General features: G+C 62.3%; 18 protein-coding genes. 8 read left to right on the forward strand and 10 right to left on the reverse strand.

Translation table 11 applies throughout. The features are described 5' to 3' along the window. Positions 1–54 precede the first annotated feature (54 nt). The 10 genes from lysS to YA0848_RS07785 form a co-directional block, all read right to left on the reverse strand. Positions 55–1,557, reverse strand: coding sequence for a lysine--tRNA ligase (lysS, locus tag YA0848_RS07740; protein WP_034112093.1), 1,503 nt, complete (start codon positions 1,555–1,557; stop codon positions 55–57). A gap of 83 nt (positions 1,558–1,640) precedes the next feature. Beyond that, positions 1,641–2,736, reverse strand: a protein-coding gene (gene prfB / locus YA0848_RS07745; RefSeq protein WP_098100956.1) for a peptide chain release factor 2 whose coding sequence is annotated in 2 segments (ribosomal slippage) — positions 1,641–2,663 and positions 2,665–2,736 — 1,095 coding nt in all. Because the reading frame shifts where the segments join, the coding sequence is not laid out codon by codon here. Between the two features lie 326 nt (positions 2,737–3,062). Further along, positions 3,063–4,064 carry a diguanylate cyclase gene (locus YA0848_RS07750; RefSeq protein WP_034096198.1) on the reverse strand — a complete coding sequence of 334 codons (1,002 nt, stop codon included), beginning with the start codon at positions 4,062–4,064 and terminating at the stop codon, positions 3,063–3,065. Positions 4,065–4,115: 51 nt separating this feature from the next. Next, on the reverse strand, positions 4,116–5,126 hold the full coding sequence (locus tag YA0848_RS07755) for a chemotaxis response regulator protein-glutamate methylesterase (protein ID WP_034096197.1): 1,011 nt from the start codon (positions 5,124–5,126) through the stop codon (positions 4,116–4,118). Next, positions 5,123–7,402, reverse strand: a complete 2,280-nt coding sequence (locus YA0848_RS07760) for a hybrid sensor histidine kinase/response regulator (RefSeq protein ID WP_198712399.1) — start codon at positions 7,400–7,402, stop codon at positions 5,123–5,125. The genes YA0848_RS07755 and YA0848_RS07760 overlap by 4 nt, the downstream gene beginning before the upstream one ends. Next, entirely contained in the window at positions 7,399–8,100 is a 702-nt protein-coding gene (locus YA0848_RS07765) for a chemotaxis protein CheW (protein ID WP_047881556.1), read from the reverse strand. Before YA0848_RS07765 ends, YA0848_RS07760 begins: the two co-directional genes overlap by 4 nt. Further along, a complete protein-coding gene (locus tag YA0848_RS07770) occupies positions 8,097–9,350 on the reverse strand; it encodes a CheR family methyltransferase (protein ID WP_169903659.1) in 1,254 nt (417 codons plus the stop codon). The genes YA0848_RS07765 and YA0848_RS07770 overlap by 4 nt, the downstream gene beginning before the upstream one ends. Then, positions 9,347–9,859 carry a chemotaxis protein CheW gene (locus tag YA0848_RS07775; RefSeq protein WP_034096193.1) on the reverse strand — a complete coding sequence of 171 codons (513 nt, stop codon included), beginning with the start codon at positions 9,857–9,859 and terminating at the stop codon, positions 9,347–9,349. The genes YA0848_RS07770 and YA0848_RS07775 overlap by 4 nt, the downstream gene beginning before the upstream one ends. Then, complete coding sequence (locus YA0848_RS07780) at positions 9,859–11,502, reverse strand: methyl-accepting chemotaxis protein (RefSeq protein WP_221440379.1); 1,644 nt, start codon at positions 11,500–11,502, stop codon at positions 9,859–9,861. The genes YA0848_RS07775 and YA0848_RS07780 overlap by 1 nt, the downstream gene beginning before the upstream one ends. Positions 11,503–11,694: 192 nt before the next feature. Next, positions 11,695–12,402 carry a tellurite resistance TerB family protein gene (locus tag YA0848_RS07785; RefSeq protein ID WP_047881558.1) on the reverse strand — a complete coding sequence of 236 codons (708 nt, stop codon included), beginning with the start codon at positions 12,400–12,402 and terminating at the stop codon, positions 11,695–11,697. A gap of 167 nt (positions 12,403–12,569) precedes the next feature. Here YA0848_RS07785 and YA0848_RS07790 point away from each other — a divergent pair, with 167 nt between their 5' ends. From YA0848_RS07790 to YA0848_RS07825, 8 genes are all read left to right on the forward strand, one after another. Then, positions 12,570–13,481 (forward strand): LysR family transcriptional regulator, encoded by a 912-nt coding sequence (locus tag YA0848_RS07790; protein WP_034096190.1) that lies wholly within the window; start codon positions 12,570–12,572, stop codon positions 13,479–13,481. Between the two features lie 132 nt (positions 13,482–13,613). Further along, on the forward strand, positions 13,614–15,071 hold the full coding sequence (locus YA0848_RS07795) for a gamma-aminobutyraldehyde dehydrogenase (RefSeq protein ID WP_169903677.1): 1,458 nt from the start codon (positions 13,614–13,616) through the stop codon (positions 15,069–15,071). A 71-nt stretch (positions 15,072–15,142) separates the two neighbouring features. Next, positions 15,143–16,294 carry a putative ABC transporter substrate-binding protein YdcS gene (gene ydcS, locus YA0848_RS07800; protein WP_034112087.1) on the forward strand — a complete coding sequence of 384 codons (1,152 nt, stop codon included), beginning with the start codon at positions 15,143–15,145 and terminating at the stop codon, positions 16,292–16,294. 199 nt (positions 16,295–16,493) lie between these two features. Further along, a complete protein-coding gene (locus YA0848_RS07805) occupies positions 16,494–17,528 on the forward strand; it encodes an ABC transporter ATP-binding protein (protein ID WP_099312733.1) in 1,035 nt (344 codons plus the stop codon). Position 17,529: 1 nt separating this feature from the next. Next, on the forward strand, positions 17,530–18,462 hold the full coding sequence (locus tag YA0848_RS07810) for an ABC transporter permease (RefSeq protein ID WP_169903657.1): 933 nt from the start codon (positions 17,530–17,532) through the stop codon (positions 18,460–18,462). After that, entirely contained in the window at positions 18,452–19,261 is an 810-nt protein-coding gene (locus YA0848_RS07815; RefSeq protein ID WP_034096186.1) for an ABC transporter permease, read from the forward strand. The genes YA0848_RS07810 and YA0848_RS07815 overlap by 11 nt, the downstream gene beginning before the upstream one ends. Positions 19,262–19,431: 170 nt before the next feature. Continuing rightward, positions 19,432–20,856, forward strand: coding sequence for a gamma-aminobutyraldehyde dehydrogenase (locus YA0848_RS07820; RefSeq protein WP_169903656.1), 1,425 nt, complete (start codon positions 19,432–19,434; stop codon positions 20,854–20,856). A 65-nt stretch (positions 20,857–20,921) separates the two neighbouring features. After that, positions 20,922–22,784: an NAD(P)-binding protein gene (locus YA0848_RS07825; RefSeq protein ID WP_184316376.1), complete on the forward strand. Its 1,863-nt coding sequence runs from the start codon at positions 20,922–20,924 to the stop codon at positions 22,782–22,784. The last annotated feature ends 8 nt before the right edge of the window (positions 22,785–22,792 follow it).

Here is a 22,792-nt window from a genome sequence, read left to right on the forward strand (position 1 = left end):
TGGGCGCACATAAAAAAGCCGCCTTATAAAAGGCGGCTCTGGATTTCGCTACGGTTACGCTTGTGGCCGCATGTGCGGGAACAGGATCACATCGCGGATCGACGGCGAGTTGGTCAACAACATCACCAGGCGGTCGATGCCGATGCCTTCACCGGCGGTCGGCGGCATGCCGTATTCCAGGGCGCGGACGAAGTCGGCGTCGTAGTGCATGGCTTCGTCGTCGCCGGCGTCTTTGTCGGCCACCTGGGCCATAAAGCGCTCGGCCTGGTCTTCCGCGTCGTTCAACTCGGAGTAGGCGTTGGCGATTTCGCGGCCGCCGATAAACAACTCGAAACGGTCGGTGACGTTCGGGTTGTCGTCGTTGCGACGGGCCAACGGCGACACTTCGAACGGGTACTGGGTAATGAAGTGCGGCTGTTCCAGCTTGTGCTCCACCAGCTCTTCGAAAATCATCACCTGCAGTTTGCCCAGGCCTTCGAAGCCCAGCACCTTGGCGCCGGCTTTCTTGGCGATGGCGCGAGCCTTGTCGATGTCGTTGAGGTCATCGGCGCTCAGCTCGGGGTTGTATTTGAGGATCGAATCGAACACCGACAGGCGCACGAACGGCTCGCCGAAGTGGAACACCTTGTCGCCGTACGGCACGTCGGTGCTGCCCAGGACCAACTGCGCCAGCTCGCGGAACAGTTCTTCGGTCAGGTCCATGTTGTCTTCGTAGTCGGCGTAAGCCTGGTAGAACTCCAACATGGTGAATTCTGGGTTGTGACGGGTGGAGACGCCTTCGTTGCGGAAGTTGCGGTTGATCTCGAAGACCTTCTCGAAACCACCGACCACCAGACGCTTGAGGTACAGCTCAGGCGCGATACGCAGGAACATTTCCATGTCCAGCGCGTTGTGGTGGGTTTCGAACGGCTTGGCTGCGGCACCGCCGGGAATGGTTTGCAGCATCGGCGTTTCCACTTCCAGGAAGTCACGCTGCATCAGGAAGCTGCGGATGTGGGCGATGATCTGCGAGCGGACGCGGAAGGTGTGGCGCACGTCTTCGTTGACGATCAGGTCGACATAGCGCTGGCGATAGCGTTGCTCGGTGTCGGTCAGGCCGTGGTGCTTGTCCGGCAGCGGGCGCAAGGACTTGGTCAGCAGGCGCACGTTGGTCATTTCCACGTACAGGTCGCCCTTGCCGGAACGGGCCAGGGTGCCTTCGGCGGCGATGATGTCGCCCATGTCCCAGGTTTTCACCGAGGCAAGGGTCTCTTCGGACAGGGTCTTGCGGTTGACGTAGACCTGGATACGCCCGGTCATGTCCTGGATCACCATGAACGAGCCACGGTTGAGCATGATGCGACCTGCCACCTTGACCGGGATCGCCGCTTCCGCCAGCTCTTCCTTGGTCTTGTCCGCGTACTGTTTCTGCAAGGCATCACAGTAGTTGTCGCGGCGGAAGTCGTTGGGGAAGGCGTTGCCCTTGGCGCGCTCGGCAGCAAGCTTTTCCTTGCGCAGGGCGATCAGGGAGTTTTCTTCCTGTTGCAGGGCTTGCGGGTCGAGTTGTTGGTCGCTCATGTCTTTAAATTTTCCATCACAGGTTCGTTGCCCTCAGGCCTTCGGCCTGGGGATCGCGGGCAAGCCCGCTCCCACACAGGGTATTACAGGCCGGACTTCAGGCTGGCTTCCAGGTACTCGTCGATATCACCGTCGAGCACCTTGTCGCAGTCGCTACGTTCGATGTTAGTGCGCAGATCCTTGATACGCGACGCGTCGAGCACATAGGAACGGATCTGGTGACCCCAGCCGATATCCGACTTGGTGTCTTCCAGCGCCTGGGAAGCGGCGTTGCGCTTCTGCATCTCCTGCTCGTACAACTTGGCCCGCAGCATTTTCATGGCGGTGTCCTTGTTGGCGTGCTGGGAGCGTTCGTTCTGGCAGCTCACCACGGTGTTGGTCGGTACGTGGGTAATCCGCACGGCCGAGTCGGTGGTGTTGACGTGCTGACCGCCGGCACCGGAGGAACGATAGGTATCGATCCGCAGGTCCGCCGGGTTGATCTCGATTTCCACTTTGTCATCGATCTCGGGCGAGACGAACACCGCGCAGAACGAAGTGTGGCGACGGTTGCCGGAGTCGAACGGGCTCTTGCGCACCAGACGGTGCACGCCGATCTCGGTACGCAGCCAGCCAAAGGCATATTCGCCCTTGATATGCACGGTAGCGCCCTTGATTCCGGCGACTTCACCGGCGGACAGTTCCATGATAGTCGCGTCGAAACCGCGCTTGTCGGCCCAGCGCAGGTACATGCGCAGCAGGATGTTGGCCCAGTCCTGGGCCTCGGTGCCGCCGGAACCGGCCTGGATGTCCAGGTAGGCGTTGTTCGGGTCCATTTCGTGGCTGAACATACGGCGGAATTCAAGCTTGGCGAGGTTTTCCTCGAGACGGGCCAGCTCGGCGACCACATCGCCCACTGCGCCTTCGTCGTTTTCTTCGACGGCCATGTCCAGCAGGTCACGGCAATCGGCCAGGCCGGTGTTCAGTTCGTCGAGGGTGTCGACGATCTGCGCCAGCGCAGCGCGCTCGCGCCCCAGTTCCTGGGCGTATTCAGGTTTGTTCCAGACACTCGGATCTTCAAGCTCGCGGTTGACCTCGGTCAGACGCTCATGCTTTTGATCGTAGTCAAAGATACCCCCGAATAGTTTCGGAGCGCTCGGACAGGTCCTTGATGGTGTTAAGGATCGGGTTGATTTCCATGGCGGGCAGCACTCGTTGGCGAACTTTTGAAAGCCGGCGAGTATAACGGCAAACCGCTGGAAACGGCAGCCCGCTGAGCCGAAAAGGCGGTTTCAAACCCTATGAAAACCCGCTGTGGGAAGGGAGTTGCCGTGGTGAGCGGGCTTGTCGAATCGTCGCACCGCCCGCGCTGGGCTGCGACGCAGCCCCACTCCAGGCGATGTGGTTTTAGCTGACACACCGAGGTGCCTGGGTTTGGGGCCGCTTCGCAGCCCGGCGCAGGGCAAGTCTGCTCACCAAAGAGTTAGGAGTCTGCCTTTGAAACTTGTGTTGAGCACAGCCTCAGGTCATTCGATACCGACCTGATTGCGCCCATTGTGCTTGGCCGTATACAGCCCCTTGTCCGCCGCCATGATCACCTGGCGGCAACTGGAGCCCTGCTGCGGGACCATGGTGGACAGGCCGATGCTGACGGTCAGGCACGAACCTTCGGTCGGGGCATTGTGGGGGATGTTCAGCGCGGCGACGGCCATGCGCAGTTTTTCCGCCACCAGGCGCGCGCCACCCGGCGAGGTGTTGGGCAGCACCAGAGCGAACTCCTCGCCGCCGTAGCGCGCCGGCAGGTCCGACGGGCGGCTGCTGGCGTCACGGATGGTGTCGGCGACCTTACGCAGGGCTTCGTCGCCTTCGACGTGGCCGAAGCTGTCGTTGTAGGTCTTGAAGAAATCCACGTCGATCATCAGCAATGACAGTTGGGTCTGGTCACGCATGGCGCGCCGCCATTCCAGCTCCAGGTATTCGTCGAAGTGGCGACGGTTGGACAGCCCGGTCAGGCCATCGGAGTTCATCAACCGTTGCAGCACCAGGTTGGTGTCCAGCAACTGCTGCTGGCTGACCCGCAGCGCACGGTATGCCGCATCGCGCTGCAACAGGGTCATATAGGAACGTGAGTGATAGCGGATGCGCGCCACCAGTTCGATGTTGTCCGGCAGCTTGACCAGGTAATCGTTGGCGCCGGCTGCAAATGCCGCGCTCTTGATCAGCGGGTCTTCCTTGGTGGAAAGCACGATGATCGGGATGTTCGCCGTGGCCGGGTGGTTGCGGTACTCGCGCACCAGGGTCAGGCCATCGAGGCCGGGCATCACCAGATCCTGCAGGATCACCGTCGGTTTGATGCGGATGGCCTGGGCAATGGCCTGGTGCGGGTCGGCGCAGAAATGGAAGTCGATGTTTTCTTCATGGGCCAGGCCACGCCGCACGGCTTCGCCGATCATGGCCTGGTCGTCGACCAGCAACACCATGGCGGCGTTTTCGTCGGTCTTGATGTCGTCGATCTGTAAATCATTCATCTGCAGTCACCTGAATTACCACCTGCAAGCCAGCACCGCGCAAGGTCTTGCTCATTGTGCAAAGACCTCCAGCAGTCGAGGCGCAATTCTATCCAGTGGGCGAATTTCAACAGCGGCATCGATTGCCGCCGCCGCTTTGGGCATGCCATACACCGCCGAGCTCTGTTGATCCTGGGCGATGGTCAAATAACCTTGTTCACGCAGCAGTTTGAGACCCTGGGCCCCGTCGCGCCCCATGCCGGTCAGCAATACGCCGACAGCATCGCCATTCCAGTGACTGGCGACGCTCTCGAAAAACACGTCGATCGACGGGCGATAGATCTCGTTCACCGGCTCTGCGGTGTAGGCCAGCGTACCGTTCTTCAATAAACGAATGTGATGGTTGGTCCCGGCCAGCAATACCACCCCGCTCTGGGGCGGCTCACCTTCACGGGCCAGGCGCACCGGCAGGCTGGACGCGCTGCTGAGCCACTCGGCCATACCGGCGGCGAACACCTGGTCGACGTGCTGCACCAGCACAATCGCGGCGGGAAAGTCGCGGGGCAGACCTTTGAGCAGGGTTTCTAGGGCCGCCGGGCCGCCGGCCGAAGAGCCGATGGCCACCAGCCGCTGGCGTTTGCCCTCGTGGCGCGGCGGCGCGGTTTCCGCGCGCACACGGCTGCCGCGCTGGCCGATCAACCAACCGATGTTGAGGATCTTGCGCAGCAACGGTGCCGCCGCATCCTGGGGGTTGCCCACGCCCAACGCCGGCGTATCCACCACGTCGAGGGCGCCATGGCCCATGGCTTCGAACACGCGGCTCACATTGGCCTGGCGGTCGACGGTCACGATCAGAATCGCGCACGGGGTCTCGGCCATGATCTGGCGCGTGGCCTCCACACCGTCCATTACCGGCATGATCAGGTCCATAAGGATCAGGTCCGGGGTCAGTTCGGCGCAGCGCTGCACCGCTTCCAGGCCATTGCTGGCCACCCACACCACTTGATGCGCCGGCTCGAAACTCAACGCTCGGCGCAAAGCCTCGATGGCCAGCGGCATGTCATTGACGATGGCGATCTTCATGCCCGCGCGCCTCCGATCAGTTCCATCACGGCATCGAGCAAGGCGTCGTCGTGGAAACTGGCTTTGGCCAGGTAATAATCGGCCCCGGCGTCGAGCCCGCGTCGGCGGTCTTCTTCGCGGTCTTTATACGACACCACCATCACCGGCAACGATTGCAGGCGACTGTCACGGCGCAAGAGTGTGACCAATTCGATACCGTCCATGCGAGGCATATCAATGTCAGTGATCAGCAGGTCGAAATCCTCGGAACGCAAGGCGTTCCAGCCGTCCATGCCATCGACGGCCACGGCCACTTCGTAGCCGCGATTAAGCAGCAATTTGCGTTGCAATTCACGCACCGTGAGCGAGTCATCCACCACCAGCACGCGTTTGCGCGGAGCTTCGGCGGTCTGCTGGCTGCGCCGGGCGATACGCTCAAGACGCCCGGTATTAAGCAGTTTGTCCACCGAACGCAGCATGTCTTCGACGTCGACGATCAGCACCACCGAGCCGTCGTCGAGCAATGCACCGGCGGAAATATCCTGGACCTTGCCCAGGCGATCATCCAGCGGCAACACCACCAGGGTGCGCTCGCCGATAAAGCGTTCCACGGCAATCCCATACACCGCATCACGCTCACGAATCACTACAACTTTCAGCGTTTCCGAAGGGCTCTGCCCGGCCGGTCGCTGCAACAATTGGCTGGCGGCGACCAGGCCGACATGCCGGCCTTCGTGCCAGAAATGCTGGCGACCTTCCAGTTGCACGATGTCTTCCGGCGCCAGATCGCACATGCGTTCGATATGCGCCAACGGGAAGGCATAAGCCTCTTCGCCGACCTCGACCACCAGGCTGCGCACCACCGATAGGGTCAGCGGCACCTCCAGATGGAAACGGCTGCCCTGCCCCGCCGCTTGTTCCAGCACCACCGCGCCGCGCAGTTGGCGCACCATATGCTGCACCGCGTCCAGCCCGACGCCGCGCCCGGACACTTCGATGACTTTGTCGCGCAGGCTGAAACCCGGCAGGAACAGGAACGTCAGCAACTCCTCTTCGCTCAGGCGCAGCGCGGTCTCCAGCGGCGACAGCTTGCGCTCGACAATGGTGCCGCGCAGGCGTTCGAGGTCCACCCCATTGCCGTCGTCACTCAGCTCCAGCACCAACAGACCCGCCTGGTGCGAGGCGCGCAGGCGGATCAGCCCTTCGGCCGGTTTGCCCGCCAGCACACGTTGCTCGGGCATTTCGATGCCGTGATCGACGGCATTGCGTAACAGATGAGTGAGGGGCGCTTCGAGTTTTTCCAGTACGTCGCGATCGACCTGGGTTTTCTCGCCTTCGATTTCCAGCCGGACTTGCTTGCCCAGGCTGCGGCCCAGGTCGCGCACCATGCGCACCTGCCCAGCCAGCACGTCTGCAAACGGGCGCATGCGACAGGCCAGCGCGGTGTCATAGAGCACCTGGGCGCGCTGCCCGGCCTGCCAGCCGAACTCATCGAGCTCGGCGGTTTTTTCCGCCAGCAGCGCCTGGGCTTCGCTCAACAGGCGGCGCGCATCGGCCAGGGCCTCCTGCGCTTCGAGGTTCAGGTGCTGGGTCTTGAGCTGGCCATCGAGGGTGTCGAGGGCACGCATGCTCTGGCTCTGAATACGCTTGAGGCGCTGCAGGCTGACCAGGTAGGGCTTGATGCGCTGGGTTTCCACCAAAGACTTGCTCGACAGGTCCAGCAGGCTGTTCAAGCGCTCGGCGGTCACGCGCAATACGCGCTCGCCGCCTTCGGTCATGCGCTTGCCCTGACGCGGTGGGTCGCTGGTGACGGGCGGCGCGGGCTCGGGCTCCGGCGGCAGTTCTTCAAGCACCGGCTCGGGGGCTGGCTCGGGTACTGTTGGCGGCGCAACGCTGGGGCTCGGGTGCGAGGGGGCCAGCAAGCGCTCCATCAACGCCACATACGCTTCAATATCCGCCGGCCCCACGTCGTTGCCGGGGGTGGCGATGCGCATCAGCAGGTCGGTGCCTTGCAGCAATGCATCGATATGTTCAGGTTGCAGATACAGACGGCTTTCCTGGGCACTGACCAGGCAGTCCTCCATGACATGGGCCACGCTGACCCCGGCATCCACCCCCACGATGCGCGCCGCGCCTTTGAGCGAGTGGGCCGCGCGCATGCAGGCTTCGAGTTGGTCGGCCTGGGTCGGGTTGCGCTCCAGGGCCAGCAGGCCCGCGCTCAGCACCTGGGTCTGCGCATCGGCTTCCAGGCTGAACAGTTCCAGCAGCGAAGCATCACGCATCTGGTCGGGGGTCATGTAAGGCTCCGTGTCACGGCAGACAACAATTGTGCCTCGTCCAGCCAGCGCAGGCTGCGGCCCTTCCATTGCAGCACGCCCTGGGTGTAGCGCGCGCTGGCCTGGGTGCCGGACACCGACGCCGCGCTCAACGTACGCTCGTCGATGGCGTGGATACCGTCCACTTCATCCACCGGCACCACCACCGGGCCATCCTGCGCGGCAATGATCAACATGCGCGGTGTGACCCGTGCGCCGCTAGGCCCACTGTCAGTGGCATCCAGACCGAGCAGTTCCATCAGCGACAAGCACGCCACCAGCGCACCGCGCACATTGGCCACGCCGAGCAAGGCGCGCGAGCGCTGGTGCGGCAGCGAGTGGATCGGTTGCAGCGGCGCCACCTCCACCAGGCAACGGGTGGCGATGCCGAGCCACTCGTCACCGAGGCGGAACATCAACAGCGAGCGGGTCGCCACGTCCTCGTCGACCGTCTCGGCGACGTGAGCGCGACGGTCGTCCTGTTGCAAGGCATAGCGGTCCAGCAGGCGCGTGGCCGCAGCGGAATAGACCGAGCAGTTACGGCAGTGGATGTGTTCCACCAGCAGCGGGCAGGATTTGTCGCCATGGACGCCGATGCGGTTCCAGCAATCGTCGATGGCTTGGGTGTCGGCCAGGGTCAGGTCCAGGCCGGTGGTGTCGAGCGCGTCGGGGCTACTCATGGTTTGGACTCACTGTCAGCTCGCTCGCTGCGGGCGGCCCGCGCCTGCAAACGACGCGCCCCCGCACTGTCGCCCTGGGATTCCAGCAGCGCGGCCAACTGCATCAGGGCCTGCGGATGCTGGGGTTCCAGGTACAAGGCTTTTCGATAATACCCCTGGGCCTGCTGGGCACTGCCCTCCACATCGCTGAGCAGCCCCAGCCAATAGAACACCTGGGCGGCCGGGGGATGGTCGCTCAAATACTGTTCGCACATGGCGCGGGCCTCGGCACTTTTGCCTTGGTTGGCCAGGGTGGCGATACGGCTGAGCAAGGCGCCCGCTTCGGAGGGTGGCGCCTTGATCGGCACTACCTGGGCACTCACTGTGCTGAACGGCCGTGGTTTAGCCGGAAGCGGCGCCGCAGTGCGTTGCGGCTTGGGCATCGGTATGAAGGTCGGCTCGGGCCTGACCGGTTCCGCGTGCCGACTGAAGGCAAAGGACTGCGGCACCCCAATCGAGCGCATGCCGTGGCGCCCCAACAAGCTGCCTTCGGCCGGGCCGATAAACAGCACGCCGTCGACGTGGGTCAGGGCCTTGAGCACTTCGAACACTTGCTGCTGGGTCGGTTGATCGAAGTAGATCAACAGGTTGCGGCAAAACACAAAATCGTAGCTGACCTCATTGGCCAGCAGCGCCGGGTCAAGCAGGTTGCCCACTTGCAAACGCACCTGTTCGCGCACGCGGTCGGCGATGTGGTAACCGTCGCTGTGTTCGGTGAAGTGGCGTTCGCGAAAGGCCAGATCACCGCCGCGAAACGAATTCTTGCCATACACGCCGCGCCGGGCGCGCTCCACTGACAGCGGGCTGACATCCATGCCCTGCACCTTGAACTGATGCGGTGCCAACCCGGCATCCAGCAGGGCCATGGCGATCGAGTAAGGTTCTTCCCCGGTGGAACACGGCAGGCTAAGGATACGCAGGGCGCGCATCTGCTTGATCTCGGCCAAGCGCGCGCAGGCCAAGCGCGCCAGCGTGGCGAAGGATTCGGGATAACGGAAAAACCAGGTCTCGGGGACGATCACCGCTTCGATCAGCGCTTGCTGCTCGTCGTGGGAGCGTTGCAGGCGCTGCCAGTAATCGTCCGGGGTAAGTGCCCCAACAACCTGGCTGCGCTGGCGCACGGCCCGCTCGATGATGGCCTCGCCCACCGACGCCACGTCCAGGCCGATGCGTTCCTTAAGGAAGGCAAAGAAGCGCGGATCGTTGCTCATAGGCTCAGCTCGCTGGAAAACAACAGGGCGCGCACGTCATCGGTGAGCAGATCATTAACGCCGATCCACTGCATCAGGCCCTCTGCATCTTCGCGCACGGGCCCCAGGTAGGGCGCCTCGCGGTTGTCCAGGCCGTACGCTTGGAACTCTTCAAGGCCGCAACGCAGGGTGTCGGTGGCCTGCTCCAGAATCAGCCCCAGCCGGCGCGCCTCGACCCAGGGCTGCGGTTGGTAATGCACCAGTACCAGCCGCGTGCTGGTCCGTACCTGGGCCGGCGTGCCGAAGGCCAGGGCACTGAGGTCGATGACCGGCACCAGCGCGCCGCGATGGGCGAAAATACCGGCCACCCACACAGGAGCGTGGGCGATGGGTTTGAGCGGCAGGCGCGGCAGTACTTCGGCCACTTCGGTGGCCCGTAGGGCATAGCGTTCGCTGCCGATATGAAACACCAGGAACAACGCTTTTTTCGCTGCCGGGACGGCGCCGCGTTTAGCCGCGAGTTCGCTCATCAGACTTTGAAACGCGACACGCCGCTGCGCAGACCCACCGCGACCTGGCTCAGTTCATCGATGGCGAAACTGGCCTGACGCAGGGACTCAACCGTCTGGCTGCTGGCGTCGCCCAGTTGCACCAGCGCGTGGTTAATCTGTTCGGCCCCCGTGGCTTGGGCCTGCATGCCTTCGTTGACCATCAGCACTCGCGGCGCCAGGGCTTGGACCTGATGGATGATCTGCGACAGCTGCTCGCCCACCTGCTGCACTTCGAACATGCCGCGGCGCACTTCTTCGGAGAATTTGTCCATGCCCATCACCCCGGCCGACACCGCCGACTGGATCTCACGCACCATCTGCTCGATGTCGTACGTGGCCACGGCAGTCTGGTCGGCCAGGCGCCGCACCTCGGTGGCGACCACGGCGAAGCCGCGCCCGTACTCACCGGCCTTCTCGGCTTCGATAGCGGCATTGAGCGACAGCAGGTTGGTCTGGTCGGCGACCTTGACGATGGTCACCACCACTTGGTTGATGTTACCGGCCTTCTCATTGAGGATCGCCAGCTTGGCGTTGACCAGGTCGGCGGCGCCCATTACCGAGTGCATGGTTTCTTCCATGCGCGCCAGGCCCTGCTGACCGGAACCGGCGGCCACCGATGCCTGGTCGGCGGCGGTGGAAACTTCGGTCATGGTGCGCACCAGGTCCTTGGAGGTGGCGGCGATTTCGCGGGACGTGGCACCGATTTCGGTGGTGGTCGCCGCGGTTTCGGTGGCGGTGGCCTGTTGCTGCTTGGAGGTGGCGGCGATCTCGGTGACCGAAGTGGTCACCTGCACCGACGAGCGCTGGGCCTGGGACACCAGGGCGGTCAGCTCGGTCATCATGTCGTTGAAGCCGGTTTCGACCGCGTTGAACTCGTCCTTGCGCGACAGGTTCAGACGCTTGCTCAGGTCGCCGGTGCGCATGACCTCAAGAATTTTGACGATACGCTGCATGGGCGACATGATCGCGCGCATCAGCAGCAAACCGCACAGGCCAGCAGCCAGAATCGCCACGGCAAGCGACACGAACAAACTGATCTTGGCGGAGACCACTGCTTCATCGATGGCGGACGTTGCGTTATCAGACACGCCTTTATTTTCGGCGATGATGTCGTTGAGTTTCATGCGACCTTCAATCCAGATCGGCGTCAACTGCTCATCCAGCAACTCGTGGGCGGCCGGCAGATCGTTGGCCTGGATGCGATCGAGTACTTGCGCCAGGACCTTGTTGTAATTGCTGTGCGAGGCCTTGAAGTTATCGAATTCCATACGATCGGCCTGGTTGCCGATCGTTTTCTCGTAATTGGCCATTTGTTGTTCGATGCGCTTTTCGAAACCCTGGTAATCGGTCTTGTCGGCACTGGTCAGGGTTTTGTCTTCGCGCATACCGATGATATCGAGGGTCTGCAGATAGCTGTCGACCCACGCACTGCGGATCATTGAGCTCAGATAAACCCCCGGCACAGCGTCATCGCGCACGGCTTCTTGTCCAGCCTCGATTTTCATTAACCGTGAATAAGAGACCACGACCATTAACAGCATGATGGCGATAACGACCGCAAAACTTGCCAGGATCCGTTGGCGCAAGGTCCAATTCTTCACAGTACTTCCTCGAAGGGCCATTCAAATGGAGGGGAGTATAGCTGAGCAGCAGCGCTCATTTATGAATGGGTTTTGGTGGTCAACCGACATAAACGCTAAAACGCCTGTGGGAAGGGGCTTGCCCCCGATGACGATACCTCAGTTGGAAAACCTGCAACTGATGCACCGCTATCGGGGGCAAGCCCCCTCCCACATTTTGTTTTAAACCGGTGGTTATTGGTTAAGCCGTACTTGTTTTTCCAGTTCCACCTTCAAGCCCGGCTCCAGTTTGAGCTGGCGCGCCAACTCATCCAGATACGCCTTCTCCATAAAGTTTTCCTCATCTACCAGCATCACGCTGGCGATGTACATCTCGGCGGCCATTTCCGGGGTGTCGGCGGCGCGGGCGACATCCGCCGGGTCCAGGGGCTTGTTCAGTTCGGCATGCAGCCAGTGTTGCAATTGGGGGTCATTGTCGAGTTTGGTGAACTCGCCTTCGATCAGCGCGCGCTCACGCTCGTCTACATGGCCGTCGGCCTTGGCGGCGGCGACCAACGCCTTGAGGATGCCCTGGCTGTGCTGCTCGACCTGGGCCGGTGGCAGACGGTCGATGGTTTGCGGTTCGCCTTGGGGCGCACTGGCCTGTTGCGCCTGCCAGTTGCCATAGGCTTTGTAGGCGATGACGCCCAGGGCGGCCAAACCGCCGTAGGTCAGGGCCTTGCCGCCGAATTTGCGGGCTTTTTTGTTACCCAGCAACAGCCCCATGGCACCCGCCGCCAGGGCTCCCCCGCCAGCGCCACCGAGCAGGCTGCCCAGGCCGCCACCGCCGAGCAGACCGCCCAAGGCGCCCTTGTCTTCCTGTTTGCGCTGGCCGCCGGCCTTATTCTGCAACATGTCCTGGCCGGACTTGAGCAACTGATCGAGCAATCCACGGGTGTTCATAACAGCCTCCAGACACTTGGGTTCATAGGACCAATAGGCTGCCAGCGTAAAACTAAGTGCCAAAAAACCAGGATCTAGAGTGCTTCCAGATGTAACGCCGCTGCCTATCGTATAAATCGATATACACTCAGGTACTTCTATAAAAACAGCCTTCTGGTAATTCCAGCATGATGACCTTGCGTCAAATCCGCCACTTCATTGCCGTGGCCGAGACCGGCTCGATCTCCGCCGCCGCGCAAACCGCGTTCATCTCTCAGTCGACCCTGACCCTGGCGATCCAGCAACTGGAGCAGGAGATTGGCGTCAACCTGTTCAATCGCCACGCCAAGGGCATGACCCTCACCCACCAGGGCCATCAGTTTCTGCGCCAGGCGCACCTGATTCTGGCCACCGTCGACAACGCCAAGCGCAGCCTGCAACAGAGCACCGACCAGGTAGCCGGGCAATTGATCGTCGGTGTGACCAGCCTGGTGGCCGGCTACTACTTGGCCGACCTGCTGACCCGCTTCCAGCGCGCGTACCCCAATGTGGAAATCCGCGTCATGGAAGACGAGCGCCCGTATATCGAACATCTGCTGGTCAGCGGCGAAATCGACGTGGGCGTGCTGATCCTGTCCAACCTCGAAGACCGCCACGCCCTGCAGACCGAAGTCCTGACCCACTCGCCCCACCGCCTGTGGCTGCCGGCGCAGCACCCGTTGTTGGAGCACGACAGCATCAACCTGGCCGATGTGGCACGCGAACCGTTGATTCAGTTGAACGTCGATGAAATGGGCCACAACGCTCAGCGCCTGTGGGCCGGCGCCGGCCTGCAACCGCGTGTGACCTTGCGCACGGCATCCACCGAAGCGGTGCGCAGCTTGGTGGCGGCGGGCCTGGGGGTGTCGATCCAGCCGGACATGACCTACCGCCCCTGGTCGCTGGAAGGCGACATTATTGAAGCGCGGCCGATTGCCGACCTCAGCCAAACGCTCGACGTGGGCCTGGCCTGGCGCCGTGGCACCGCGCGGCCGACCCTGGTGGACCCGTTCCTCACTGTGGCACGCGAACAACCGCACCCACGCAAGCCATCTATTTAATCGAATGCTGCATTCAGTATTTAGTATTTGTTGACCTCGCGCCCGCCCTCTACTCTCGACTCATCCATAAGAGAAAGCCGGGCGCCTTGTAAGAGAACGCCCATGGCCACACAAGAAAAGAGATCGCGAAAAATGTCCGGCGCGTCCACCCCGCTGCTCACTGCGTTGCTGATCGACGGCGAACTGGTTCAAGGCCAGGGGTTTGTCGAGCCGATCCTCAACCCAGCCACCGGTGAAGTGCTGACCCAGATAGCCGAAGCCAGCACCGAGCAAGTCGAAAGCGCCATCCTTGCCGCCCACCGCGCCTTTGCCGGTTGGTCGCGGACCACACCGCAGCAACGCTCCAACCTGCTGCTGGGGATCGCCGATGCCATTGAAAAACAAGCCGACTACCTGGCCCGTCTGGAATCGCTGAACTGCGGCAAGCCGTTGCATCTGGCGCGTCAGGATGATTTGAGCGCGACTGTGGATGTGTTCCGCTTCTTCGCTGGCGCCGTGCGTTGCCAGACCGGCCAATTGAGCGGCGAATACCTGCCGGGCTACACCAGCATGGTGCGCCGCGACCCGATCGGCGTGGTGGCCTCCATTGCGCCATGGAACTACCCGTTGATGATGGCCGCGTGGAAGATCGCCCCGGCCCTCGCCGCCGGTAATACCCTGGTGTTCAAACCGTCGGAACACACGCCGCTGTCGATCCTGGCCCTGGCACCCGTGCTCAAAGAGCTGCTGCCACGGGGCGTGATCAACATTTTGTGCGGCGGCGGCGAAGGGGTCGGCAGCCATTTGGTCAGTCATCCCAAGGTGCGCATGGTGTCGCTGACCGGCGATATCGTCACCGGCCAGAAGATTCTGCAAGCCGCGTCCAAAACCCTGAAACGCACGCACCTGGAACTGGGCGGCAAGGCACCGGTGATCGTGTGTAACGACGCCGACCTGCAGGCCGTGGTCGAAGGCGTGCGCGCCTATGGCTATTACAACGCCGGGCAGGATTGCACCGCCGCATGCCGTATCTATGCCCAGGCCGGGATTCACGACAAATTGGTCGCCGAGCTGGGCGCGGCCGTCGGCAGCCTGCGCTTTGCCGGCAAACGCGACGCCGATAACGAACTCGGCCCGCTGATCAGCACACGCCAGCGCGACCGCGTCGCCAGCTTTGTCGAACGCGCCCTCGGCCAACCGCATATCGAACGGGTCACCGGCGCCGCCGTGCATTCCGGTGCCGGTTTCTATTACCAGCCCACCCTGCTGGCCGGTTGCAAGCAAAGCGATGAGATCGTGCAGCGCGAAGTGTTTGGCCCGGTGGTCACCGTGACCCGCTTCGACGAACTGGAGCAAGCGGTGGACTGGGCCAACGATTCCGAATACGGCCTGGCCTCTTCGGTGTGGACCCAGAACCTGGACAAAGCCATGCAAGTGGCGGCACGCCTGCAATACGGCTGCACCTGGATCAACAGCCACTTCATGCTGGTCAGCGAAATGCCCCACGGCGGTTTGAAGCGCTCGGGATACGGGAAAGATCTGTCGAGCGACTCGTTACAGGACTACAGCGTGGTGCGCCACATCATGGCGCGTCACGGTCAGCACCTTTAAAACAACAACTAAGCTCATGCATCACGGCTTCACACACTGCCCCGACCATAATTAAAGAAGAGGGAACCCCCATGTCCGCGCACAAGACCGCACTGCTCAGTGCCTTGACCACCGCGCTGCTGGCCAGCGCCAGCCTGCAAGCCGCCGAACCGCTCAAGGCGGTCGGCGCCGGCGAAGGCCAGTTGGATATCGTCGCCTGGCCCGGCTATATCGAACGTGGCGAAAGCGACAAAGCCTACGATTGGGTCAGCGGTTTCGAGAAGGAAACCGGCTGCAAGGTCAATGTGAAAACCGCCGCCACCTCTGACGAAATGGTCAGCCTGATGGCCAAGGGCGGCTATGACCTGGTCACCGCCTCCGGCGATGCGTCGCTGCGGTTGATCGTCGGCAAGCGTGTGCAGCCGATCAACACCGCGCTGATTCCCAACTGGAAAAACCTCGACCCGCGCCTCAAGGATGCGCCGTGGTACGTGGTCGGCCAGCAAACTTATGGCACCCCGTACCAATGGGGGCCGAACGTGCTGATGTACAACACCAGCGTGTTCAAGACCGCGCCCACTAGCTGGAGCGTGCTGTTCGACCCGCAGAACCTGCCGGACGGCAAGCCGAACAAGGGCCGCGTGCAGGCCTATGACGGCCCGATCTACATCGCCGACGCGGCGCTGTACCTCAAGGCCACCAAACCGGAGCTGGGAATCCAGAGCCCCTACGAGCTGACCGAAGCGCAATACAAGGCCGTGCTCGACCTGCTGCGCGCCCAGCAACCGCTGATCCACCGTTACTGGCACGACACCACCGTGCAAATGAGCGACTTCAAGAACGAAGGCGTGGTTGCCTCCAGTGCCTGGCCGTACCAAGTCAACGGGCTGGTCAACGAGAAACAGCCGATCGCCTCGACCATCCCCAAGGAAGGCGCCACCGGTTGGGCCGACACCACCATGCTGCACAGCGAGGCCAAGCACCCCAACTGTGCTTACAAGTGGATGGACTGGTCGCTGCAGCCGAAGGTCCAGGGCGATGTCGCCGCCTGGTTCGGCTCGCTGCCAGCGGTGCCGGCCGCGTGTAAGGAGAGCGAATTGCTCGGCGCCGAGGGTTGCAAGACCAATGGCTTCGACCAGTTCGACAAGATCGCCTTCTGGAAAACCCCACAGGCCGAAGGCGGCAAGTTCGTGCCGTACAGCCGCTGGACCCAGGACTACATTGCGATCATGGGCGGCCGTTAAAACCATCAAGACGGCATAGACCTACTGTGGGAGGGGGCTTGCCCCCGATAGCGGTGTGACAGCCAACCCAGCTTTCACTGAACCACTGGTATCGGGGGCAAGCCCCCTCCCACATTGACCGCACTCACAGATGTTTTGTTTTTTCAGAAGTCCAGGCCGGGCCGCTGCGACGACCCGCGCCTTTTTGGAGCACCGCACCATGACGCTTGCAGTCCAATTCACCCACGTTTCCCGTCAGTTCGGCGAAGTGAAAGCCGTTGACCGGGTTTGCATCGATATTGAGGACGGCGAGTTCTTTTCCATGCTCGGCCCTTCCGGCTCGGGCAAGACCACCTGCCTGCGGCTGATCGCCGGCTTCGAACAACCCAGCGCCGGCTCGATCCGCATTCATGGTGAGGAAGCCGCCGGCTTGCCGCCGTATCAGCGCGATGTGAACACCGTGTTCCAGGATTACGCGCTGTTCCCCCATATGAATGTGCGCGACAACGTGGCCTATGGCCTAAAGGTCAAAGGCGTGGGCAAGGCCGAACGGCTCAACCGCGCCGAAGAAGCCCTGGGCATGGTGGCCTTGGGCGGTTACGGCGAACGCAAACCGGTGCAACTCTCCGGCGGCCAGCGCCAACGGGTGGCCCTGGCCCGCGCGCTGGTCAATCGCCCGCGCGTGCTGTTGCTTGACGAGCCCCTGGGCGCCCTCGACCTCAAGCTGCGCGAGCAGATGCAAAGCGAGCTGAAAAAGCTGCAACGCCAGCTCGGCATCACCTTTATCTTCGTGACCCACGACCAGACCGAAGCGCTGTCCATGTCCGACCGCGTGGCGGTGTTCAACAAAGGCCGTATCGAACAGGTCGACACCCCGCGCAACCTCTACATGAAACCGGCCACGGCGTTCGTCGCCGAATTCGTCGGCACCTCCAACGTGATTCGGGGCGAACTGGCCCAGCGCTTGAGCGGCAGCGCCCAACCGTTTTCGATCCGTCCGGAACATGTGCGGTTTGCCGAAGGCCCGCTGGGCGCTGGCGATGTGGAGATCAGCGGCGTGCTGCATGACATCCAGTACCAGGGCAGCGCCACCCGTTTTGAGCTGAAACTGGACAACGGCCAGACCCTGAGCATCAGCCAGGCCAACAACCAGTGGCTGGACACCAGCAGCGCCCATCAGGTCGGCCAGCCCCTAACCGCGCGCTGGGCCCGACAGGCCATGACGCCGTTGACCGATAACGCAGGCGAGGTGTGACATGAGCCTGGCCCTTTCCCAACAACCGCCGATGCGCAGGTTTTCCAACCTGCTGTACCGCAAGCCCAATCTATACCTGGCGATGTTGCTGCTGCCGCCGCTGATCTGGTTCGGCGCTATCTACCTGGGCTCGTTGCTGACCTTGCTATGGCAAGGCTTCTACACCTTCGACGACTTCACCATGGCGGTCACCCCGGACCTGACCCTGGCCAACTTCGCCGCGCTGTTCCAGCCGTCGAATTTCGACATCATCCTGCGCACGCTGAGCATGGCGATCGTGGTGTCGATCGCCAGCGCCATCGTCGCCTTCCCGATTGCCTATTACATGGCGCGCTACACCACTGGCAAAACCAAGGCGTTTTTCTATATCGCCGTGATGATGCCGATGTGGGCCAGTTACATCGTCAAGGCTTACGCCTGGACCTTGCTGCTGGCCAAGGGCGGCGTGGCGCAGTGGTTTGTGCAGCACCTGGGGTTGGAGCCGTTGCTGCACTTTGTGCTGGGCATTCCCGGCGTGGGCGGCAGCACCTTGAGCACCTCGCACTTAGGACGGTTCATGGTGTTCGTCTATATCTGGCTGCCGTTCATGATCCTGCCGATCCAAGCGTCCCTGGAGCGTTTGCCGCCGTCACTGCTGCAAGCCTCGGCCGACCTGGGGGCCAAGCCGCGCCAGACCTTTATGCAGGTGATTTTGCCGCTGTCGGTGCCGGGGATCGCCGCCGGATCGATCTTCACGTTCTCGCTGACCCTGGGCGACTTTATCGTGCCGCAACTGGTGGGCCCGCCGGGCTACTTCGTCGGCGGCATGGTGTACGCCCAGCAAGGCGCCATCGGCAATATGCCCATGGCGGCGGCGTTCACCCTGGTGCCGATCGTGCTGATCGCGATTTACCTGTCCATCGTCAAACGCCTGGGGGCCTTCGATGCACTCTGAAAAAGCATCTCTCGGTTTGCGCATAGCCGCCTGGGGCGGCCTGGTGTTCCTGCACTTCCCGATCCTGATCATCTTCCTCTACGCCTTCAACACCGAAGAAGCGGCGTTCAGCTTCCCGCCCCAGGGCTTCACCCTGAAGTGGTTCAGCGTGGCGTTCGCACGGCCCGACGTATTGGAAGCGATCAAGTTGTCGCTGCAGATCGCCGCCATCGCCACCCTGATCGCTATGGTGCTCGGCACACTGGCTTCCGCGGCGCTGTACCGGCGTGAGTTCTTCGGCAAACAGGGCGTGTCGCTGATGCTGATCCTGCCGATTGCATTGCCGGGGATCATCACCGGTATCGCGTTGCTGGCAACGTTCAAGACCCTGGGCATCGAGCCGGGGATGTTCACCATCATCGTCGGCCACGCCACCTTTTGTGTGGTGATCGTCTACAACAACGTCATCGCCCGCTTGCGCCGCACCTCCCACAGCCTGATCGAGGCGTCGATGGACCTGGGCGCCGACGGCTGGCAGACCTTCCGCTACATCATCATGCCCAACCTGGGCTCGGCGCTGCTGGCCGGCGGCATGCTCGCGTTTGCGCTGTCGTTCGACGAAATCATCGTCACCACCTTCACCGCCGGGCATGAGCGCACCTTGCCGCTGTGGCTGCTCAACCAGTTGAGCCGGCCACGGGATGTGCCGGTGACCAACGTGGTGGCGATGCTGGTGATGCTGGTGACGATGTTCCCGATCCTGGGCGCCTATTACTTGACCCGCGGCGGTGAAAGCGTGGCGGGGAGCGGCGGTAAATAACTTGGCCACTGAAGGAACGCGGTTCAAATGTGGGAGGGGGCTTGCCCCCGATAGCGGTGTGACAGCCAACACAGCTGTCACTGAGCCACTGGCATCGGGGGCAAGCCCCCTCCCACATTTAAATCCGGTTTCTTCAGGGAAATAACACGCGTTTTTTGGAGGACTCAATCATGCAAACCAAACTGCTGATCAACGGCCAACTGGTACAAGGCGAAGGCCCGGCCCAGGCCATCTTCAACCCGGCCCTGGGCCGTGTGCTGGTGGAAATCAACGAAGCCAGCGAAGCCCAGGTCGACGCCGCCGTGCGCGCCGCCGATGCCGCGTTCGAAAGCTGGTCGCAAACCGCGCCCAAGGACCGCTCGCTGTTGCTGCTCAAATTGGCGGACGCCATCGAAGCCCACGGCGAAGAACTGGCCAAGCTGGAGTCGGACAACTGCGGCAAACCCTACAGCGCCGCGCTGAACGACGAGATCCCGGCGATTGCCGACGTGTTCCGCTTCTTTGCCGGTGCCAGTCGCTGCATGAGCGGTTCGGCCGGCGGCGAGTACTTGCCCGGCCATACCTCAATGATCCGCCGCGATCCGGTGGGCGTGATCGCGTCCATCGCACCGTGGAACTACCCGCTGATGATGGTCGCCTGGAAAATCGCCCCGGCCCTGGCCGCCGGTAATACCGTGGTGCTCAAACCGTCGGAACAAACCCCACTGACGGCATTGCGCATGGTGGAACTGGCGTCGGAAATCTTCCCGGCCGGCGTGCTCAACCTGGTGTTTGGCCGCGGCCCGACAGTAGGCAGCCCGCTGGTGCAGCATCCGAAAGTGCGCATGGTGTCGCTGACCGGTTCCATCGCCACCGGCGCGAACATCATCGCCAACACCGCCGACAGCGTGAAGCGCATGCACATGGAGCTGGGCGGCAAGGCACCGGTGATTATCTTCAACGACGCGGACATCGACGCCGCCGTGGAAGGCATCCGCACTTTCGGTTTCTACAACGCCGGCCAGGACTGCACGGCGGCGTGCCGTATCTATGCCCAGGCGGACATCTACGACGCCTTTGTCGAGAAACTCGGCGCGGCGGTCGCCAGTATCAAGTACGGTTTGCAGGATGACCCGAGCACCGAGCTGGGGCCATTGATCACCGCGCAACATCGCGACCGCGTGGCCGGGTTTGTCGAACGTGCCGTGGCGCAACCGCATATCCGGCTGATCACCGGCGGCAAGGCCGTAGAAGGCAACGGGTTCTTCTTTGAACCGACCGTGCTGGCCGACGCCCAGCAAGACGACGAAATCGTGCGCCGCGAGGTGTTCGGGCCGGTGGTGTCAGTGACCAAGTTCAACGACGAAGCCCAGGTGCTGGGTTGGGCCAACGATTCGGACTATGGCCTTGCGTCATCCGTGTGGACGGCCGACGTAGGACGCGCCCATCGCCTGGCCGCACGCTTGCAATACGGCTGCACCTGGGTAAACACCCACTTTATGCTCGTCAGCGAAATGCCCCACGGCGGTCAGAAACTGTCGGGGTATGGCAAAGACATGTCCATGTATGGGCTGGAGGACTACACCACGGTCCGGCATGTGATGTTCAAGCATTGATTCGCCGCCCCCCTGCAAGCAGGCGCTTGCAGGGGGGCTAATAACAATAATTTTCAGGATCCCCCATGGACATCACCCGCCGCGACTTCCTCAACGGCGTCGCCATCACCGTTGCTGCCGGCATCACGCCGCTGCAGATTCTCCAGGCCGCCCCCGACGGTCGCTATTACCCACCCGCCCTCACCGGCCTGCGCGGCAGTCATGTCGGTTCGTTCGAAGTGGCGCATCAGATGGGCTGGGAAAAGAAGGTCTTTGACACCGATACCTTGCCGATCACCGAGGACTATGACCTGGTGGTGGTCGGCGGTGGCCTGAGCGGTCTGGCGGCGGCGTGGTTCTACCGTGAGAAGCACCCCAAGGCGAAAATCCTGATCCTGGAAAACCATGACGATTTCGGCGGCCATGCCAAACGCAATGAGTTCCAGGCCGGCGGCCGCATGATCATCGGCTATGGCGGCAGCGAAGCCTTCCAGTCGCCCACCCACCTGTTCAGCGAGCAAGTGAACGGTTTGTTGAAAAAGCTCGGGGTGAATATCAAGCGCTTCGAAACCGCCTTCGACCGCCCGTTCTACCCCAGCCTGGGGCTGTCGCGCGGGGTATTTTTCGACAAGGAAAACTTCGGCGAAGACAAACTGGTGACCGGCGACCCGACGCCGATGGTGGCCGACGATATCGCCCCGGAACAGCTGCATGGGCGCGCCCTGAAAGACTTTATCAATGATTTCCCACTGCCGGCTGCGGACCGCCAGGCGTTGATCGAACTGCACACTGCGCCCAAGGACTACTTGCCGGGCAAAACGGCCGAGGAAAAGGCCGATTATCTGGCGGCCACCAGCTACCGGGACTTCCTGCTCAAGAACGTGGGGTTGTCGGAAGGTGCGGTGAAATACTTCCAGAGCCGCACCAATGACTTTATGGCCTTGAGCATTGATGCCGTGGCTGCGTCCGACGCTTATAACGTCGGTTTCCCTGGCTTCGCGGGGATGAACCTGGCGCCGATCAGTGAAGAAGCTGCGGCAGAAATGGAAGAGCCCTACATCTACCACTTCCCGGACGGCAACGCGTCGCTGGCGCGCCTCTTGGTGCGCAGCCTGATTCCGGGGGTGGCGCCGGGGCACACCATGGACGATATCGTGCTGGCGCCCTTCGACTATGCCAGGCTCGACCAACCCAAGGCGCCGGTGCGCCTGCGCTTGAACAGCACGGCGGTGAGTGTGCGCAATGTCGGCGACGGCGTACATATCGGCTACAGCCGAGGCGGCCAACTCGCACAAGTACGCGGCAAACGCTGCATCCTGGCCTGCTACAACATGATGATTCCGTACCTGCTCAAGGGCCTGCCCGCGCCCCAGGCCCATGCGTTGAGCCAGAACGTGAAATTCCCCTTGGTGTACACCAAGGTGGTGATTCGTAACTGGCAGGCGTTTGAGAAGTTGGGCGTGCATGAAATCTACGCAGCTACCCAGCCTTACAGCCGCATCAAGCTGGACTACCCGGTGAGCATGGGCGGCTACGACCACCCGCGCGACCCGACGCAGCCCATCGGCTTGCACATGGTCTACGTGCCCACCAGCCCCAACAGCGGCATGAACGCCCGCGACCAGGCCCGCGCCGGACGCGGCCGGTTGTATGGGCAGACATTCGAGCAACTGGAAGCGCAATTACGTGACCAACTGCAACGCATGCTAGGCCCGGGCGGGTTCAACCATGAGACGGATATCCTGGCGATCACCGTGAATCGCTGGTCCCATGGCTATGCGTATTTTTCCAACAGCCTGTTCGATGACGCCGACGAAAGTGAAGCGCTGATGAACCTGGCGCGCAAACCGTTGGGGCATGTGAGCATCGCCAACTCGGACGCGGCCTGGAGTGCGTACGCGCATGCGGCGATCGACGAGGCGTACCGAGCCGTGGGCGAAGTGGCCTGAAACACACC

It is taken from the genome of Pseudomonas sp. S4_EA_1b, assembly GCF_016307435.1.
In the GTDB taxonomy this organism is placed as follows: Bacteria; Pseudomonadota; Gammaproteobacteria; order Pseudomonadales; family Pseudomonadaceae; genus Aquipseudomonas; species Aquipseudomonas rhodesiae.